The 17,523-nt window shown below is 74.6% G+C and carries 17 protein-coding genes; 5 read left to right on the forward strand and 12 right to left on the reverse strand.

Annotation, left to right across the window (positions count from 1 at the left end; genetic code table 11):
* Positions 1–5: 5 nt before the first annotated feature.
* The 10 genes from AB0P03_RS07600 to AB0P03_RS07645 all read right to left on the reverse strand — a co-directional run bounded on the left by AB0P03_RS07600 (position 6) and on the right by AB0P03_RS07645 (position 11,147).
* Positions 6–737, reverse strand: coding sequence for a FadR/GntR family transcriptional regulator (locus AB0P03_RS07600; RefSeq protein WP_063351236.1), 732 nt, complete (start codon positions 735–737; stop codon positions 6–8).
* A gap of 140 nt (positions 738–877) precedes the next feature.
* Positions 878–1,753 (reverse strand): HAD family hydrolase, encoded by an 876-nt coding sequence (locus AB0P03_RS07605; protein ID WP_363581484.1) that lies wholly within the window; start codon positions 1,751–1,753, stop codon positions 878–880.
* Between the two features lie 47 nt (positions 1,754–1,800).
* Positions 1,801–3,075 carry a serine--tRNA ligase gene (gene serS / locus AB0P03_RS07610; RefSeq protein WP_363581482.1) on the reverse strand — a complete coding sequence of 425 codons (1,275 nt, stop codon included), beginning with the start codon at positions 3,073–3,075 and terminating at the stop codon, positions 1,801–1,803.
* Between the two features lie 537 nt (positions 3,076–3,612).
* Entirely contained in the window at positions 3,613–4,548 is a 936-nt protein-coding gene (gene pheA / locus AB0P03_RS07615; RefSeq protein WP_363581480.1) for a prephenate dehydratase, read from the reverse strand.
* Between the two features lie 141 nt (positions 4,549–4,689).
* The gene (gene efeB, locus AB0P03_RS07620) at positions 4,690–6,027 is read right to left on the reverse strand and encodes an iron uptake transporter deferrochelatase/peroxidase subunit (RefSeq protein ID WP_363628056.1); all 1,338 of its coding nucleotides are present in this window, start codon (positions 6,025–6,027) and stop codon (positions 4,690–4,692) included.
* A gap of 5 nt (positions 6,028–6,032) precedes the next feature.
* Positions 6,033–8,057 carry a FixH family protein gene (locus AB0P03_RS07625; RefSeq protein WP_363628057.1) on the reverse strand — a complete coding sequence of 675 codons (2,025 nt, stop codon included), beginning with the start codon at positions 8,055–8,057 and terminating at the stop codon, positions 6,033–6,035.
* Between the two features lie 13 nt (positions 8,058–8,070).
* Entirely contained in the window at positions 8,071–8,592 is a 522-nt protein-coding gene (locus AB0P03_RS07630; RefSeq protein ID WP_363581474.1) for a copper chaperone PCu(A)C, read from the reverse strand.
* Positions 8,589–9,257 (reverse strand): SCO family protein, encoded by a 669-nt coding sequence (locus AB0P03_RS07635; RefSeq protein ID WP_363581472.1) that lies wholly within the window; start codon positions 9,255–9,257, stop codon positions 8,589–8,591. The genes AB0P03_RS07630 and AB0P03_RS07635 overlap by 4 nt, the downstream gene beginning before the upstream one ends.
* A 79-nt stretch (positions 9,258–9,336) precedes the next feature.
* Entirely contained in the window at positions 9,337–10,092 is a 756-nt protein-coding gene (locus tag AB0P03_RS07640) for a YcnI family protein (RefSeq protein ID WP_363581470.1), read from the reverse strand.
* 224 nt (positions 10,093–10,316) lie between these two features.
* Positions 10,317–11,147 carry a hypothetical protein gene (locus AB0P03_RS07645; protein WP_363581468.1) on the reverse strand — a complete coding sequence of 277 codons (831 nt, stop codon included), beginning with the start codon at positions 11,145–11,147 and terminating at the stop codon, positions 10,317–10,319.
* 229 nt (positions 11,148–11,376) lie between these two features.
* Between AB0P03_RS07645 and AB0P03_RS07650 the strand changes: the two genes are divergently transcribed.
* Positions 11,377–12,015 carry an ATP-binding protein gene (locus tag AB0P03_RS07650; protein WP_363628058.1) on the forward strand — a complete coding sequence of 213 codons (639 nt, stop codon included), beginning with the start codon at positions 11,377–11,379 and terminating at the stop codon, positions 12,013–12,015.
* Between the two features lie 90 nt (positions 12,016–12,105).
* Here AB0P03_RS07650 and AB0P03_RS07655 read toward each other — a convergent pair whose 3' ends face one another.
* The gene (locus tag AB0P03_RS07655; protein ID WP_363628059.1) at positions 12,106–13,089 is read right to left on the reverse strand and encodes an LAETG motif-containing sortase-dependent surface protein; all 984 of its coding nucleotides are present in this window, start codon (positions 13,087–13,089) and stop codon (positions 12,106–12,108) included.
* Positions 13,090–13,297: 208 nt separating this feature from the next.
* On the opposite strand from AB0P03_RS07655, the gene AB0P03_RS07660 reads away from it, so the two are divergent.
* Complete coding sequence (locus tag AB0P03_RS07660) at positions 13,298–13,528, forward strand: hypothetical protein (RefSeq protein ID WP_350880659.1); 231 nt, start codon at positions 13,298–13,300, stop codon at positions 13,526–13,528.
* Between the two features lie 30 nt (positions 13,529–13,558).
* Positions 13,559–14,887, forward strand: coding sequence for an amidase (locus AB0P03_RS07665; RefSeq protein ID WP_363628060.1), 1,329 nt, complete (start codon positions 13,559–13,561; stop codon positions 14,885–14,887).
* Positions 14,888–14,894: 7 nt separating this feature from the next.
* On the opposite strand, the gene AB0P03_RS07670 is transcribed toward AB0P03_RS07665, so the two are convergent.
* Positions 14,895–15,536 (reverse strand): TetR/AcrR family transcriptional regulator, encoded by a 642-nt coding sequence (locus AB0P03_RS07670; protein ID WP_363581458.1) that lies wholly within the window; start codon positions 15,534–15,536, stop codon positions 14,895–14,897.
* Positions 15,537–15,711: 175 nt separating this feature from the next.
* Here AB0P03_RS07670 and AB0P03_RS07675 point away from each other — a divergent pair, with 175 nt between their 5' ends.
* Together AB0P03_RS07675 and AB0P03_RS07680 are read left to right on the forward strand one after the other, a co-directional pair.
* The gene (locus AB0P03_RS07675; RefSeq protein WP_363581456.1) at positions 15,712–16,578 is read left to right on the forward strand and encodes an alpha/beta hydrolase; all 867 of its coding nucleotides are present in this window, start codon (positions 15,712–15,714) and stop codon (positions 16,576–16,578) included.
* Positions 16,575–17,195 carry a TIGR03086 family metal-binding protein gene (locus tag AB0P03_RS07680; protein ID WP_363581454.1) on the forward strand — a complete coding sequence of 207 codons (621 nt, stop codon included), beginning with the start codon at positions 16,575–16,577 and terminating at the stop codon, positions 17,193–17,195. The genes AB0P03_RS07675 and AB0P03_RS07680 overlap by 4 nt, the downstream gene beginning before the upstream one ends.
* Positions 17,196–17,523 lie beyond the last annotated feature (328 nt).

The following is a 17,523-nucleotide window of genomic DNA, read 5'->3' on the forward strand; positions in this document are numbered from 1 at the left end:
CTACGTCACTTCCGGGCCGCGATGGCCGCGAGGAGCTGCTCGACGGCCGCGGTCGGCTCGGCGAGCAGCGCACGACACGCGGCCTCGGCACGGTCCGGGTCGCCGCTCTCGATCGCGTCGACCAGCGCCGCGTGGGTGGCCACGGCCACCTCGGGCATGTCGTGGTCGCCGAAGGCCGAGGTCATCGACTCGCGCACGGAGGCACCGAAGTAGCGGTAGACCTCGGTGAGCGCCGGGTTGTGCGCGGCCTCGACGATGGCGGTGTGGAACTCCAGGTCGTGCTCGACGGTGGCCTCGCGGTCGGTCCGCTCGGCGTGCGAGGCGATCACCTCGGCCTCGCGGGCCAGCGCGGCCCGCATCCGCTCGACGTCCTCGCGGGTGTGCCGCAGCGCGGCCAGCCGGGCGGCCTCGGTCTCCAGCGCGGCCCGGACCTCCAGGACGTCCCGGATGCCCGAGCGCTGGACGCCGCGCAGGACGGCGGCCGGGTCGCTGGTGGAGCGGACGAACGTCCCCTCGCCCTGGCGGGAGACCAGCATGCCGGCGTGCACCAGCACCCGGATCGCCTCCCGGACGGTGTTCCGGCCGACCTGGAGCCGCTCGGCGAGTTCGTGCTCGGTGGGGATCTGCGATCCCACCGGCCAGACGCCGCCGGCCAGTTGTTCGCGCAGCTGGTCGATCGCGGTGTCCACCAGGGAGCGCCGTCCGGCCGCCTGGAGGCTGTTGCCGTCGTTGGTCATGCCGGTACTCCCTTCGTTGTCGGTCACCGCGCCGCTGGTCAACGCCGGTCATCGGTCATCCTACAACCGCTTGCCCGGTCATCCTACAACTGGAGGTGAACCCCCGCCGAACACTACGGCGAGGTCGGGAGGAGGAGGGCCTAGACGCCCGGGTAGAGCTGTTCCAGGACGACGGCGACGCCGTCCTCGTCGTTGCTCGCGGTGACCTCGTCGGCGACGGCGAGCAGTTCCTCGTGGGCGTTGGCCATCGCCACGCCGCGGGCCGCCCAGCCGAACATCGGTACGTCGTTGGGCATGTCGCCGAAGGCGATGGTGTCGGCCCCGCGGACGCCCAGGCGGCGGGCGGCGACGGCCAGCCCGGTGGCCTTGGACAGGCCCAGCGGCAGCAGTTCGACCACTCCGGCGCCGGCCATCACGACGCCGACCAGGTCCCCGGCGACGCGGCGGGCGGCCTCGGCGAGCGCGTCGTCGGTCAGGCCGGGGTGCTGGATGTAGAGCTTGCTCACCGGGGCGTCGAGCAGCTGGTCGCGGTCGACCCGGACGACCGGGAGGTCGGAGCCGATCAGCAGCTCGTAGCCGGGGCCGGCCAGCACCTGGCCGTCCAGGCCGTCCTGGTTGGCGGCGACGGCCAGCGGGCCGGTCTCGGCCTCGATCTTGGCGATGGCGAGCGCGGCGAGCCGGCGGTCCAGGGTGAGGGAGGTGAGCAGCCGGTGCGCGCCGGCGTCGTACACCTGGGCGCCCTGGCCGCAGACGGCTATCCCGGTGTAGCCGATCTCGTCGAAGACCGGGCGGGCCCAGGCGGCGGAGCGGCCGGTGACGACGATGTGCAGCGCGCCCGCGCCGGTGGCCGTGGCCAGGGCGGCGCGGGTGCGCTCGGAGACGGTTTCCGTGCTGGTCAGCAGGGTGCCGTCGAGGTCGGTGGCGACCAGCCGGTAGGGCAGGTCGCCACCGCTCGGGCGCTCACCGCTCGGGCGCTCACCGTTGGGGGAGACGGGGCTGGGGCTGGTGGTGCTCATGGGCCGTACGTCTCCCGGGAGTTGCGGGTGGTGCGGGTGGCGCGGTGCTACTTGACCGGTTCGAGGACGGTCCGCCCGCCGAGGAACGGCCGCAGTGCCTCGGGCACGACCACCGAGCCGTCGGCCTGCTGGTGGTTCTCCAGGATCGCCACGATGGTGCGCGGGACGGCGACCAGGGTGCCGTTCAGGGTGGCCAGCGGGCGGGTCTTGCCCTCCTCGCGCATCCGGATGGCGAGCCGGCGGGCCTGGTACTCGGTGGTGTTGGAGGTCGAGGTGACCTCGCGGTACTTGCCCTGGGTCGGGATCCAGGCCTCGATGTCGAACTTGCGCGCGGCCGAGGCGCCGAGGTCGCCGGAGGCGACGTCGATCACCCGGTAGGGCAGCTCCAGCGCGTTGAGGAAGTCCTTCTCCCACTGGAGCAGGCGGCGGTGCTCGTTCTCGGCGTCCTCGGGAGTGGTGTAGACGAACATCTCCACCTTCTCGAACTGGTGGACGCGGATGATGCCGCGGGTGTCCTTGCCGTAGGTGCCGGCCTCGCGGCGGAAGCAGGACGAGTAGCCGGCGTAGCGCAGCGGCAGCTTCTCGGCGTCGAGGATCTCGTCCATGTGGTACGCGGCGAGCGGGACCTCGCTGGTGCCGACCAGGTACCGGTCGTCCTCGGCGAGGTGGTACACGTTCTCGGCGGCCTGGCCGAGGAAGCCGGTGCCGTCCATGGCGGCGGGCCGGACCAGGGTCGGGGTGATCATCGGGATGAAGCCGGCCGCGGTGGCCTGGGCGATGGCCATGTTGACCAGGGCGAGCTCCAGCAGCGCGCCGACGCCGGTCAGGTAGTAGGAGCGGGCGCCGGCGACCTTGGCGCCGCGCTCGGTGTCGATCGCGCCCAGGATCTGGCCGAGCTCGACGTGGTCGCGCGGCTCGAAGCCCTCGGCGGCGAAGTCGCGCGGGGTGCCGATCTCCTCCAGGGTGACGAAGTCCTCCTCGCCGCCGACCGGGGCGGCCGGGTCGATGAGGTTCGCCAGCGAGCGGAGCAGGCGATCGGCCTCCTCCTTGGCCGCGCCCTGCTCGGCGTCCGCGGCCTTGACCTCGGCGGCCAGCTCCTTGGTGCGCTGCAGCAGGGCGGCCTTCTCCTCGCCCTTGGCCTGGGCGACCTGCTTGCCGAGCGTCCGCTGCTCGCTGCGCAGTTCGTCGAAGCGACTGCCCGAGGACCGGCGCCGTTCGTCGGCGGAGAGGAGGGCGTCGACCAGGTCGACGTCCTCGCCACGGACGCGCTGCGAGGCGCGCACTCGGTCAGGGTCCTCACGAAGCAGGCGAAGGTCAATCACAGGCCCAAGCGTACCGGGCGGAGGCTCATCCACCGGTACGGGTTTTCCCCTGGGGATAACCGCCCGGATCCTGTGGATAACTTCTGTGGGGAACGGGCGGGGCCGGGGTTATCCACAGGATCCGGGCGGTGCCTGTGGATTGAAGGGGAGGTTGGCCCTCCGATCACCGAAGCCAGGGAATTGAGGTTTCAAACCTCATTTGACCTTCTCGGGTGAGGGAATTGAAGCACTCGGACGGGTGATTTGCTGGCACACGGGTGACTCTGGTCCGATTAGTCATCTCTACGCCGCTAACCAATGATCCGACCGAAACCTGCAGTGGCTATACCGGTTTGTCGACTCATCCCCAGGCCTGTGGATAACTTTCGGCTGTGGATAGTCCCCGCCCCTGTGGATGGCGGGTTCCGGCGCCGCGGGCCCCTGTGGACGACGGGTGCGGTCACCCGCCCCCTTCCGCCCGGCCGGGAGAAAACGATTGGAAAAGGGCGGAAAGACAAAGGGCATCGATCAGATGTCGTCACAATGCCCTCGCGTGGATCAGATGTCGCCGCGCCCGTCGAGGCACCGGGAGAGCCAGTCGGCGGCGGCCGTGAAATCGTCGTCCGAGGTCCCCGGCCGCCGGTGCGTGGAGACCTGCCGGTCGGCGCGCGGATAGGAGCCGAGGAACCGCACCTGCGGGCTGATCCGCTTCAGCCCCATCAGGGCCTCCGCCACCCGGCGCTCGGACAGGTGCCCCTCGCAGTCGATCAGGAAGCAGTAGTTGCCGATGCCCTCGCCGGTCGGCCGCGACTCGATCCGCATCAGGTTGACCCCGCGCACCGCGAACTCCTGGAGCAGCTCCAGCAGCGCGCCCGGGTGGTCGTCCGGCAGCCAGACCACCATCGAGGTCTTGTCCGCGCCGGTCGGCGAGGAGACCCGGCCCGGGCGGCCGACCAGGACGAACCGGGTGGTCGCGGTCTGCGCGTCCGCGATGTCCTTGACCAGCGGGTCCAGGCCGTAGATCGGCGCCGCGAACTCGCCCGCGAACGCCCCGTCGTAGCGGCCCTCGGCGACCAGCCGGGCGCCGTCCGCGTTGGAGGCGGCCGACTCCCACTGCGCGTCCGGCAGGTTGGCCGCCAGCCAGCGGCGCACCTGCGCCTGGGCCACCGGGTGGCTGGTCACCGTCTTGACCCCCGCCAGGTCGGTGCCCGGCCGCACCAGCAGCGCGAAGGAGATCGGCAGCAGCACCTCACGGTAGATCATCAGCGGTGCACCGGCGGCGAGTTCGTCATTGGTCGCGGTGACGGCGCCCTCGACCGAGTTCTCGATCGGGACGAACGCCCCGGAGGCGTCCCCGCCGCGCACCGCGTCCAGCACCAGCGGTACCGAGGCCAGCGGCACCAGCTCCCGGGTCGCGGCCTCGGGCAGGGTGCGCAGCGCAGCCTCGGTGAAGGTGCCGGCCGGACCGAGGTAGGTGTAGCGGGTGGCCGACATGACGCCTCCGTGGGAAACAGGGGGGAACCGGGGCAGGGGTGTTGCCGAAGAAGTCACCATAACGACTCCGCCCGTCGGCCAGGAAAGCGTTTCGGTGGCCGGGACCGGAGACCGCCGGGACCGGAGACCGCCGGGGGCGTGCTACTCGAAGAGCTGCTGGCCGAGGTAGCCGCCGGCCGGGACGCCCGGCGGCACCGCGTACAGGCCGCTGGCCTCGTGCCGCAGGAAGCGGGAGAGGCCGTCCCCCCGGGCCAGCTTGCGCTGCACCGGGGTGAAGCCCTTGCGCGGGTCGGCCTGGAAGGCGAGGAAGAGCAGCCCGGCGTCCGGCGAGCCGTCGGGCAGCAGGCCGTCGTGGTACGAGAACCCGCGCCGCAGCATCGCCGCCCCGCCGTTGGCGGCCGGGGCGGCCACCCGGACGTGCGCGTCGGCGGGGATCGCCAGCGCGCCGTCCGGGCCCTGCGCGGCCAGGTCGACGGGGGTGCGCTCGCCGGCCCCGGCGGGTGCGCCGAGCGGCGCGCCGTCCGACTTGCGCCGCCCGATCACCCGCTCCTGCCGGTCGGTCGGCAGCGCCTCCCAGTTGTCCAGCAGCATCCGGATCCGCCGGAACACCAGGTACGAGCCGCCGGCGAGCCAGGCCGGCCGGTCCGGCCCGGCGGTGCAGAACACCTTGGCGGCGAAGCCGTCCTCGCCCGGCCGGGGGTTGTTGGTGCCGTCGATCTGGCCCATCAGGTTGCGGCCGGTCATCGGGCGCGCGGTGGCACCGGGCGTACGGGCGAAGCCGGCCGACTGCCAGCGCAGCGCCGCCGTGCCGGCCGCCTGGCGTTGCAGCACCCGCAGCGCGTGCACGGCCACCAGGGCGTCGTCGGCGCCGATCTGGACGAACAGGTCGCCGTCGCCACGTGCGGGGTCGAGCGCGTCGGCGGGGAAGGGCGGCAGCGGTTCGAGCGCCTGCGGGCGGCGGTCGGCCAGCCCGGCCTTGTCGAACAGGGCGGCGCCGAAGCCGACGGTGAGGGTGAGCGAGCAGGGGCCGGCGTCCAGCGCCACCTGGTTGTCGGCGTCCTCGGCCGGCTCCCCGGCGGTCAGCCGCTCGGCGGTCTTCGTCCAGCGCTGGAGCAGGGCGCGCAGCCCGTCCCGGCCGACGCCCTCGGCCAGGTCGAAGGCGGCCAGCTGGACCCGGGCCTGCTGGGGTTCGAGGATGCCGGCCTGGTGCTCGCCGTGGAACGGCACCCGGGCCGCGCCGAGCGCGCCGCCCGGCCCGGCGGCGGGCGCCGCGCCGGGGTGGCGGTCCAGGGCGACCGCCCCGGCGGCGCCGGCTCCGGCGCCGGCCAGCAGCCCGGCGCCGGCGGTGCCGAGCAGGGCCCGCCGGGTGAAGCCGGCGCGGCCGGGCGCCTGAGCACCCTGTGCTGCGGGCCTCGGCACCGTGGCCCGGTCCGTCGTGGCCCGGTCCGCCGTGGTGCGGTCCGTCGAGGTGTGCTCCATCGCGGTCAGCCGATCTTGAACTGCTGGGTCGGGGTGGTCTGGTCGATGTCGGAGGAGCGGATCTGCACCGACACCACCCAGGTGCCGGCCAGCGGCAGCTGCGCGGTGCCGCTCCAGCGGCCGGTGCCCTCCGGGGTGAGCGCCACCGGCAGCGGGCCGAGGTCGCGGTCCGGCAGGGTGAAGGCGAGCTGCACCTCGGGGACGTCCACCGGCTGCCCGTCCGCGCCGGTCAGCGCGAGGTGCACCTCGTTCGGACCGGTCCGGGCCGGGTTGAGGGTGACGGTCGCCGTCCCCTTGGCGTTCGGGGTGCGGCCCTTGGTGTCGTACGGGAGCTTGAGCTCCACGGTGCGGCCCGGCTCGGTCTGCGGGGCGGGCGCGCCCCCGGCGGCCGGTCCGGCGGCGGGTGCGGCGGCACCGGCCTTGACCTCGCTCGCCACCCGCCCGGGCGGGGAGTTGGTGAGCATCGTGGTGACCACCAGCACCGCCACCGCGACCAGTGCCTCGACCAGCACCGAGCGGCGCAGCCCGGCCCGGGTCGGGGTCAGTCCGCGCTCGCGCCCGGCGCTCTCCCGGGCCGCCTGCTGGCGGGCCAGCTGGGCCTGCCGGAGCGGGTCCTCGGAGTGCGCGGCGGCGACGCCGACCGGCTCCGGCACAGCGGCCGGCTCGACCTCCGCCACCTCGGCCGGGGCCGCGCGCAGCCGGGCCAGCCAGGTGCGGGAGAACCAGGCGGCGCCGAGCATCACGGCCACGCAGCCGGTCTTCACCAGCAGCAGCCGCCCGTACTCGGTGCCGGTCAGCGCGCCCCAGCTGCCGAGGCCGCGCCAGGACTGGTAGACGCCGGTGGCGGCCAGCACCGCGACCGAGCCGAAGGCGACCTTCGAGAAGCGGTCGACGACCTGCGCGCCGACACCCTCGCGCAGCGCGACCAGCAACGCGGCCAGGCCGCCCAGCCAGAGCGCCATCGCGATCAGGTGCAGCATGCCGAGCGGCAGCGACAGCCAGACCTGGATGCCGACCGAGGCGTGGTCGGCGCCGACCCAGGTCGCCGCCAGGGCGATCGAGAGCACCAGCCCGGCGACGCCGAGGCCCAGCCGGGCCTCGCGCTGAGGCCGCTCGGCGGCGCGCTGCTCCAGCTCCCGCAGCTCGGCCTCCTCGGCCTCCTCGTCGCTCGCGCCTCCGGCGCTCCCCGTGCTCCCCGTGCTCCCGGCGCCGCCGGGCCGCACCGCCGGCCGGGCCGGCTGCCCCAACTGGCCGACCAGCAGCGACAGGAACACCCCGCTCGCCGCGAGCAGCAGCAGCCGGGCGGCCAGCGCGGTGCCGATCCGCTCGTCCAGGGTGGCGCGCACCAGCGACAGGTCGAGGGCCTTGCCGATCCCCGAACCGCGCTCGTACGGGCCGCGCAGCATCAGCACCGCGACGGTGGAGGCCAGCAGCGCCGCCCAGCCGGTCATCAGCAGCCGCTGCATCCGGCGCCGGGCGGCGCCCTCCGGCCAGCAGATCAGCACGAACGCGGCGACGCCGGCGAGCAGCGCGAACGCCGCGTACGCGACGGTGCGCCCGGTGCCGTAGAGGGCGGAGACCAGGCCGTCGGCCTTGGCGCCCTGGAGCGCGGTGGCGGACACCGAGGTGTCCGAGGGCGCGCCGATGGAGAAGGTGAACGCGCCGCCGATCGGGTGCGAGTCCTCCGAGACGGCCCGCCAGGCGACGGTGTACGTGCCGTTGGCGAGCCCGCTGTTCAGTCCGACCCGGGCGGTGTCCGCCTTGCCGTCGGCGTGCCCGGGGTTGCCGGTGTCCACCGCCTTGCCGGCCGGGTCGAGCACCCGCACCGAGTCGCTGGACAGCGACACGGACTCGCTGAAGGTCAGCGTGACCGCCTGCGGGGCGGTGGCGACCACCGAGTTCTGGTGCGGGTCGGTGGACTCCAGGGTGGCGTGCGCGGCGGCCGGTCCGGCGCCGGCGAGCATCAGCGCGAGCAGCGCGCCGAGCGTCCCGAGCAGTCCGGCGATGCGGCGGTGGGCGGCCTTCTCCATGCTGGCGGTCCCCTTAACTCTGGCCGGGGCGGTAGGTGAGCTCCTTGACCGGCACCTTGACCGACAGGGTGCCGGACTTGGCGAAGGTCAGGTCGAGCTCCAGCTCGTCGCCGAGGGCGGGGGCCTTCTGCCATCCCATGATCATCAGGTGGGTGCCGCCGCGGGCGAACTCCAACGCGCCGTGCGCGGGCACGTCCAGGCTCGGGACCTGCTCCATGCTCGACGGGGTCGAGCGGTGCATGGTGACGGACTCGGCGCCCGGGCTGCTCACCTTGACCAGCTGGTCCTGCCCGCCGTCGTTGCGGACGGTCAGGTAGCCGGCGGCCATCCCGCCGGCCGGGGGCAGCGGGATGTAGGAGTCGGCGACGCTCAGCTTCGCCGCCCCGCCGCCGGCACCGCCCTGACCGCCTGCCCCGCAGGCGACCAGGATGGCGCCGCCGCCCAGGGCCGTCGCCAGTACCGCGCCCGTGAGCGCCGTCCGTCGGAAGCCGAGGGTCGCGCGGCCGGCCGGGGCGTGGCCGGTCGAGGCCTTCATGCCGCGACCCCCTTGGCGAGCAGCGGCAGGTCGTGCTCGTAGGTCTTCTCCTCGGTGCCGCTCAGGTAGAGCACGTGCGCCTTGTCGTCCGAGGGGAGGAAGGCCAGCACCTGCGCGCCGTGGGTCGAGGTGACGGTGCCGTCCGCGTTGACCACCGGGTCCTCGATCATGATGCCGAGCGACCTGGCGGCCGTCTTCACCTTGGCCAGGTCGCCGGTCAGGCCTATGAAGTCGCTGCCCATCGAGTCCAGCCAGGTGCGCAGCACCTTGGGGGTGTCGCGCTGCGGGTCGGTGGAGACGAAGACGACGTTGACCTTCTGCCGCTCCTCGGCCGGGAGCGCCTTCATCGCGACGCCGATGTCGCCCATGGTGGTCGGGCAGACGTCCGGGCAGCTGGTGTAGCCGAAGAACAGCAGCGTGGTCTTGCCGTTGGTCTGCTGCCGCAGGTCGTACGGCTGGCCGGAGGTGTCGGTCAGCTGGAGGTCGGGCTTCTCGAAGTTCTTGGTGAGCACCGTGCCCTGGTACGGCGAGTCGGACTTCTGCTGGACGACCTTGGCGGCGGTCGAGCCGCCCCCGGAGGAGCCGCAGGCGGTCAGCGTCAGGGCGGCGGCGAGCGCGACGGCGGCCGCGCCGGCCAGGCGGGTGGTGCGGGTGGTGCGGAGCATGGGAGATCCGATCGTGCGGGGTGGGACCGCCGGCGGGACCGTACCCGGGGCGTGGGTACGGCCCCGCCGGCGGGGTGGGTCAGGAGGCGGAGCCGCTGCTCCGGCGGCGCAGGCCGAGCACGCCGACGGCGGTGCCGATCACGCCGACCACGATGCCGACCACGCCGAGCACCCGGGCGGTGGAGTCGCTGGACTTGGCGCCGGCCGGGGCCGCGGCGTGGTCGGAGCTGTCGCCATGGGCGCCCGCGGAGGGGGAGGCAGTGACGCCGCCGTGGGCGTCCTCACCGGCGGCGGCCTTGGTGAGCTTCAGGACGGGGGCCGGGTGGGCCGGCTCGGGCTGGCCGTCCTTGGACTCGTCGATCCAGCGGACGATGTCGCCGTTGTCGTAGGTCTGCAGGGTCTTGAAGACCATGCTGTCGGCGTCGGACGGCAGCGGGCCGATCGAGACCCGGAACTCCTGGAACTGACCGGGGGCGATCTTGGTGCCGGCGTCGGCGGTCCAGGTGATCTTGGAGACGGCCTCGTTGACGTCGCTGCCGTGCACCTTGATCGGCTTGTCGAGCTTCGCCTTCTCGACGGTCGCGGTCCAGCCCGGCAGCGGCAGGGTGCGGACGGAGGCCAGCGGGTGGTCCAGCGGGAGGTTGACCTCCAGCTTCACCGTGCCGGCGGCGTCGCTCTCGTTCGGCACCCGGAAGTCGACGGCCGTGTAGCCGCCCTGGGCGGCCGCACCCGGGTTCACGGTGACGTGCGCGAACGCGGGACCGGCCAGCGCCACCACGGAGGCGGCGGCGGTGAGGGCGACGGCGGCGAGACGGCGGGTGGGAAGGGAACGCATGATGCGGTGTCTCCGATCGGAGCTCGGCGGACCGGCCCGCGTCCGGGCGACGGGAAGACCGTGCCTCGGCGGGGCCGCGCGTGGGGACGTGCTGGGGACGTGTGGGGGCGGAACCGGGGGCCGTCGGCGTGTCGGGGACACACGGGATGTCGGGGACACACGGGACCGGCCCGGGACGCTGCGCACGACCGGGGCCCGACACGAACGGGGCGCCAGGAGCCGGATCAGTACGCGAAGGCCCCGAGCGGCGGACCGCGCCGCACCACGCTGTGCCGCAGCGCGGCACCCGCCGGAAGCGGACTCTCCCCGCCCCGGACGCCGAACCGGCGGGCCGGACCGGCCGCGCCGAACAGGCCGCGCAGCAGCGCCGCCACCAGCACCAGCGCCGACCGCAGCGGCGCCGCCCAGTGCTCCCGGGCCGCCGACGCGGTCACCCGCACCAGCCGCCACAGCGCCGCCTCACCGCGCCGCAGCCACCAGCCCGCGACCAGCGCGGCGGCCAGGTGCCCGGCCAGCATCGACGGCGTCATCCCGAACACGCCGCCCTGCCACCACGGGGCGACGGCGTACGCGTTCGGGTCCAGGCCCGCCGAGGAGACCAGCTGCTCGGCGGTCGGGCTCCCCGGCAGGCCGGCCAGCGTGCCGGGGCGCGCCTCGTTGCAGATCAGCCGGCCCGCCACGGTCGGCAGGGTCAGCGGACCGGAGCCGCCGTGGTGCATGCCGGCCATGCCGCCGATCGCGGCGTGGCCGTTGAAGCTGTGGAACAGGCAGTGCAGCCCGAGCTGCCCCGCGCCCAGCGCACCGGCGATGGCCGTCAGCGAACGCTCCCGCCCACCGCAGGCCACCGCGAGCACCAGCACCGCGGCGAAGCCCGTCGCCAACGCGGCCGGCGGCACGTTCCCGCCACCCGCCAGGGCGTGCCCGGCAGCCGCTATCAACGTGCACACCAGGGCGAACGGGACGGCCCGGGCAAGCCGCAGGTCCCAGGCGGCGGCCCCCACCGGCGCATCCGGTGCGAGGGCGCCCGGGAGCGGGGCGGCGGGGAGGGCAGTCATGGCCGAGACATCATCTCACCGCCTACCTCGCCCGCGTGGGCAGGGTGGGAAATCCCTACGAATGCCCCGTTCGGCAGCGGCGTGCAGGCCGGCGAGTGCGCCACTCGGCACAATCCACGGCCTCAGTCCATCCGCCGAACGGGCGGCAGCGGGCCCCGGGCACGGTTCACCGCCGAATCGCCCGGAGATACCTAGTTGTATGTGGAGCCGCAGCCAGGAGGGACCTCCCGTGGACATCTGGTGGACTCTGCACCTCAAGCGCGACCCGGCCAGCGTCCCGCTGGCCCGGCGCATCCTGCTCGGTGCCATGGCGACGGCGGGCGTCGACCCGCAGATCGCCCACGACCTCGGCGTCGCCCTCAGCGAGGCCTGCGCCAACGCCGTCGAGCACGGTGCCTGCGGGCGGCCCGACGGCGGCTTCCAGGTCACCGCCTCGATCAGCGGCGACCGCCTGCGGATCGAGGTCATCGATTCCGGCCCCGGCCTGCCCGGCCCCGTCGGCACCCCCGCCCCGGCGCTGCGCCGCCGCCCCGTCCCCCCGCCGCCGCCCCGCCCGGCCGCGCACCGCCGCCCCCGCCGCGGCCGCGCCACCGTCCCGGCCCGCGTCCTCACCGCCCACCAGCCCCGGCGCGACGGCCACCCCTACGACACCCACGTCCTCCCCGCCCGCCCCGCGGCGCCCACGCTGCGCCCCGTGGACCTCGACACCCTCCCGGACCTCACCGCCGAATCCGGCCGGGGCCTCTTCCTCATCCACGCCCTCACCGACCACGTCCAGCTCCGCAACCACCCGCTCCGGGGCGCCATCGTGAGTTTCGACAAGATCCTCAAGTGGCAGGACGGCGCCTTGTTGCGGGCAGCGTCCTGACACGGCGAACCGATGACGACGAACTGATACGACGAACGCCGGGGGCGCGGACCACGGTCCGCGCCCCCGGCGTTCACCCGGGTGCAGGGGTCAGCTGTGCGCGCCGGCCTTGCGGCGGCGCAGGACGAACACGGTGCCGGCGCCGGCCGCCAGGACGGCGGCGCCGCCGAGGGCGATCGGCAGGGTGTTGGAGTCGGCGCCGGTCTCGGCCAGGTGCGGGCCCGCCGACGGCGAGGCGGAGGCCGAACCGTGGCCGGCGGCCGCGGGGGTGCTGCTGGCGCCACCGGCCTCGGCGACCCGGAACTTGCCCTCGAAGGGGTTGTAGAACTGGGTGCAGGCGTTCGGCTTGTCGTTGGCCGGGGTGGGCACCTTGTCGTTGTCGAACGCGTCGGAGCCGGCGTCGTAGTTGGCGCCGTAGTTCCCGACCGGGGCCTTGGCGGTGGCGGCGATCCGGACCTGGTAGGTGATCTTCTCGCCCTTGGCCAGCTTGATGTCCGGCGACTGGAGGTCGCGGTCGTCGAGCTTTGCGGGCTTCCAGCCGGAGCCGGTGTTCAGCTGCACGTCGAAGAACTCGGTGCTCCACTGGACGGGGTAGTCCCCGTCGAACTCGTCGGTGACGTAGAGCGAGTTGTGGACGACGGGCAGATCGACGCCGCTGTTGTTCTGCCAGGTCACGCTCAGCTCGGCGGCCGGTCCGCCCTTGACCAGGGTGGTGCCGTACAGGCCGGAGCCGGTGACCTTGAGCAGCGGGCTCTGGTAGACGCCGCCGTGGCATCGCATGCTGTTGGTCGGGGTCGGCATCGGCAGGGTGGACGGCCGGTTGGTGGGGGTGGCCGTCGCGGTGTGGCTGGGGGTGGTGCTCGGAGTCGCCGTGGCGGGGGCGCTCGGGGTGGTGCTCGGGGCCGGGGTGCTCGGCGCGGGGGTGCTCGGCGCGGGGGCGCTCGGGGTGGCCGTGCTGGAGGTGGGGGGCGGGGAGGAGGGGACTCCGACCGCACTCGCGCTGACGGCGCCGACCGTGGTGCCGAAGGAGAGCGCCATCAGCGCGGACGCGGCCAGAAGGCGAGAAGAGCGCACGTTGAGAAGCTCCAGATTGGGGTAAATGGGGTTGATTTCGGGCGACTTGAGACCTCCGGCAGGGCCGTCGGCGCTGGTCGCGCCCGCGAACCCTACCGGTTGCGGGTGGCTGGTTTCGATCGGATTTGGCGCTAAGTGATCGATGCTGCCCAGCACGCCCGTTCGGCCACCGGTTGCCGGGGTGGCCGGGGGGCCGGACGATGGCCGCATGAAGCACCAGATGCGAGCCGAGTACGGGGCCGGGGGTGCGACCGGCGGGGTGCGGTTGTGGCACATGGTCCGGGGGGCGGAGAGCGTGGCGATGTGCGGCCGGGAGCTCGACCCGGGCGCGCAGGTGCGGGAGCCGGTGGACTGGGGCAAGACGCCGGAGCTGTGCTGCCACACCTGCGGGGCGTACTACCTGCGCGAGACGCCGTACCTGTCGGCCGAACACCAGTAGCGCGCCAACGGGTGGTCTACCGTGATCGGCATGGAGCAACCCCTCGCCCGGCCACGGTCGTTGACCCGTGAGGCCGCCGGGCTGCGGTCCGGCGTACCGGGCCTGTCCGAGCACGTCGACCGGTTCTGCGGGCTGGTCGAGCGGGTGGATCCGTTGATCCACGCGTTCGTCCCGGAGCCGGGGCGGCACGAGCGGCTGCGCGCGCAGGCGCGGGCGCTGGCCGCGCGGTACCCCGAGCCGGCCGGGCGGCCGCCGCTGTACGGGGTGACGGTGGGGGTCAAGGACATCGTGCACGTGGACGGGCTGCCCACGCACGGCGGTTCGGCGCTGCCGCCGGGGGTCCTGGCGGGGCCGCAGGCCGTGGTGGTGGACCGGCTGCGGGCGGCCGGGGCGCTGGTCGCCGGCAAGACGGTGACCGCCGAGTTCGCGGCGAGCGCGCCAGGACCGACCCGCAACCCGCACCATCCCGGGCACACCCCGGGCGGCTCCAGCAGCGGGTCGGCGGCGGCGGTCGCGGCGGGGCTGGTGCCGCTGGCGGTCGGCACCCAGACGGTGGGATCGGTGATCCGGCCGGCCGCGTACTGCGGGGTGGTGGGCTTCCGGCCCACGTACGGGCGGATCCCGATGGCCGGGGTGATCCCGAACGCGCCGAGCTTCGACACCCTGGGGGTGTTCACGGCCGACCTGGCCGGGGCGGCCCTGGCGGCTGCACTGCTCTGCGACGACTGGCGGGGCGACGACTGGCGCGGCGGGCCGGCGGCCGGGGGCCGGCCGGTGCTCGGGGTCCCGGACGGCGCGTACCTGGAGCGGGCCGAGCCGGCGGCGCTGCGCGTCTTCGAGGAGAGCCTGGAGCGCCTGGCGCAGGCCGGCCTGACGGTGCGCCGGGTGCCGCTGTTCCCGGACTTCGCCGGGATCACCCGGCAATTGCAGACGATCAACCGCTTCGAGCTGGCCCGCGGCCACGCCGACTGGTTCGCCCGGTTCGGCGGCCTGTACCGGCCGGAGACGGCGGCGAGCATCCGGGTCGGCCAGGGCGTCGCGGCAGAGGACCGGGCGGCCGCGCTCCAGGCCCGGGAGCGGTTGCGCGAGCGGGTCGCCCGGGCGACCGCCGAGGTCGGAGTGGACCTGTGGCTGGCGCCGTCGGCGACCGGCGGGGCGCCGGAGGGCCTGCACACCACCGGGGACGCGGTGATGTCGCTGCCGTGGAGCTACCTGGGCCTGCCCGCGCTGAGCCTGCCGGCCGGACGGACGGCGGAGGGGTTGCCGCTGGGCCTCCAGGTGGTGGGCGCGGCGGGCGGCGACGAGCGGCTGCTGGCCCAGGCGGCTTTCCTGGAAGGGGCGCTGGGCGGAAAAGCCTAGGAGCCTGCTAGGCGAGCGCCGGGTCGGCCGGGTCGGTGGCCTCGGCGCGCAGCAGGCGCAGCAGGAGGCGGCCGGCCCGCTGGTAGGGGGTGTCCTCGTCGTGCAGCACGGCCTGCGAGTTGGCCGTCTCCAGGAGGGCGATCAGGGCGAAGGCGAGGTCGTCGAGGTCGGTGCCGGGCCGCAGGCCGCCGGTGGCGCGGGCCTCGGCGAGGGCGTCGGCGATCACCTGGCGCCACTCGCGGGCGCAGTCGGCGAGGGCGTCCCGGACGGCGCCGGGGCGGGCGTCGAACTCGGCGGTGACCTCGTAGAAGAAGCAGCCGCCGGGGAAGACCCGGGCCCGGGAGTAGGCGAGCCAGCTCTCGCAGAGGGCGCGGGCCCGGGCGAGGCCGGGCGGGGTGTCGGCGACCGGGGCGACGACGGCGTCGGCGAAGATGCGGCGGGCGGCGCGGACGGTGGCGAGCTGGAGCTCCTCCTTGGAGCCGAAGCCGGCGAACACGCCGCTCTTGCTGAGCCCGAGGTCGGTGGCGAGGCGACCGATGGAGAGCGCGCCGAGGCCTTCGACGGAGGCGATCGCGACGGCGCGGTGCAGCACCGCCCGGCGGGTCTCCTCGCCGCGCAGGACCCGTCCGTCCGTGGTCGATCCGGCCATCGGCCACCTCAGTTCTCGTCGTCGCCGTCGCCGTCGCGGTGCGTGCCGCCAGGGTAGCCCGGGGGGCGGGCGGCGGACTTCCCGCCCATGAAACTGCACGAACGGTCGTGCTAATATCCGGGCCCAGTACGGCCCCGCACCCCGGCACGCCCGTCCGCACCGACAGGGAGACCGCATGGACCCGGCCCTCGCACTGGTTCGCACCGCCCTCAACACCACCTCGCACCTGGCGCCCCGGCTGGCCGGCCGCGCCGCGTACGAGCTGTTCCAGCGTCCGCTGCGGCGCAGCGCCGTCCGCCCCGCCGAGCGGGAGACCCACCGGCAGGCCGCCGTCGAGCGGATCACCGTGAACGGCAAGGACGTCGTCGTCTACCGCTGGGGCGACGGCGCCCGGCCGGTGCTGCTGATGCACGGCTGGCGCTCCCGCGCCTCGCGCTTCGCCCCCTACGTGCCCCGGCTGCGCGCGCTCGGGCTGAGCCCGGTCGCCTTCGACGCGCCAGGCCACGGCGACTCCGGCGGCCGGGCCACCACGGTGCTGGAGTACCGCGCCATCGCCGGGCAGCTCCAGGACGGCTACGGCGGGTTCGAGGCGATCGTGGCGCACTCGCTGGGTGTGGCCGGGGCGTTCCTGGCGCTGCGCGAGGGGGTCCGGGCCGGGCGGCTGGTCGCGCTCGCCGGGGTCAGCGAATTCGCCTACCTGCCGGGCGCGTTCTGCGCCGGGCTCGGCCTCGGCCCGGTGATCGAGCGGGACCTGCGGCACCGGATCGAGCACGAGCTGTTCGCCGGCACCGAGGACCCGTGGCGGCGCTTCGACGCCGCGCACCGGCCCGAGGAGGTGTCGCCGCCGATCCTGGTGGCGCACGACGAGGGCGACGACGTGGTCGGAATATCGCACGCGCGGCGCCTGAAAGCCGCGTACGGTGACCGGCTGGAACTACTGGTCACCCGAGGGCTCGGCCACCGCCGGATCGTCGCCGAGCCCACCGTCATCGACAACGCGATCGGCTTCCTGTCGGCCGGTCAGGAGGTCAGCGCCGCATGAGCCGTGCCGGAGAGCTCGTCGAACTGCACGCCCGGTCCCTGGAGTTGGCCGCCGAAGTGGTGGACGGTCTGCGGTCGGACCAGCTGGAGCTGCCGAGCCCGTGCGCGGGCTGGACGCTGCGCCGGCTGATGGAGCACATCGTCGGCCAGCACCAGGGCTTCGCCGCGGCCGCCCGCGGCGCCGGGCCCGACCTCGCGCTCTGGGCCGACGCCCCGGTCGGCGACGACCCGGCGGGCGCCTTCCGCCGCACGGGCGCCGAGCTCACCGAGGCGTTCCGCGAGGCCGTGGCGGCCGGGCGCGAGGTCTGGCTGCCGGAGATCCAGCACGGCGGCCCCTTCCCGCTGGCGCACGCGGTCGGCTTCCACCTGCTCGACACCCTGGTGCACGGCTGGGACGTCGCGGCCGCGCTCGGTGTCCAGGCCCCGTTCACCGCCGTCGTGGACGGCGACGAGGCGCTGGCGGCGACCCTGCTGGCGGTCGCCGGGGCCGTCCCGGCCGCGCCGGAGAACCGGGTGCCGGGCAAGGCGTTCGCGCCGCGCCTCGAACCGGGTGCGGCGGGCGGCCGGTTCGACCGCGCGCTGGCCCTGCTCGGGCGTGACCCGGCCTGGAAGGCCTGAAGCTTTCGGGTGCGGGCGGGCGCAGGCCTGGCGTCAGGCGTGCCGGCCGCCGCGCTGTTCGTCGGGGAAGCGCGGCCCGCCGATCAGGAAGAGCAGCGCGGCGGTCGGAAAGCCGGTCGAGGCGGCCACTAGCACGATGAACTCCCAGAACATCTCCTGCTCCTCGTCAGTCCCGGGCCGCCCGGACACCCGAAGGTGATCCCAAACCTGACAGGCCCTGATTGGCCGAATTGTCCGGTCGCTATTCGACGGTATGACCGGATTGCCCCGGCTGCCACCGGGCGGCGGGGACCGGCCCGCGCCACACCGGCGCAGGGGTCTGGGCGCG

This window comes from Kitasatospora sp. NPDC088779, from assembly GCF_040685395.1.
Classification (GTDB): domain Bacteria; phylum Actinomycetota; class Actinomycetes; order Streptomycetales; family Streptomycetaceae; genus Kitasatospora.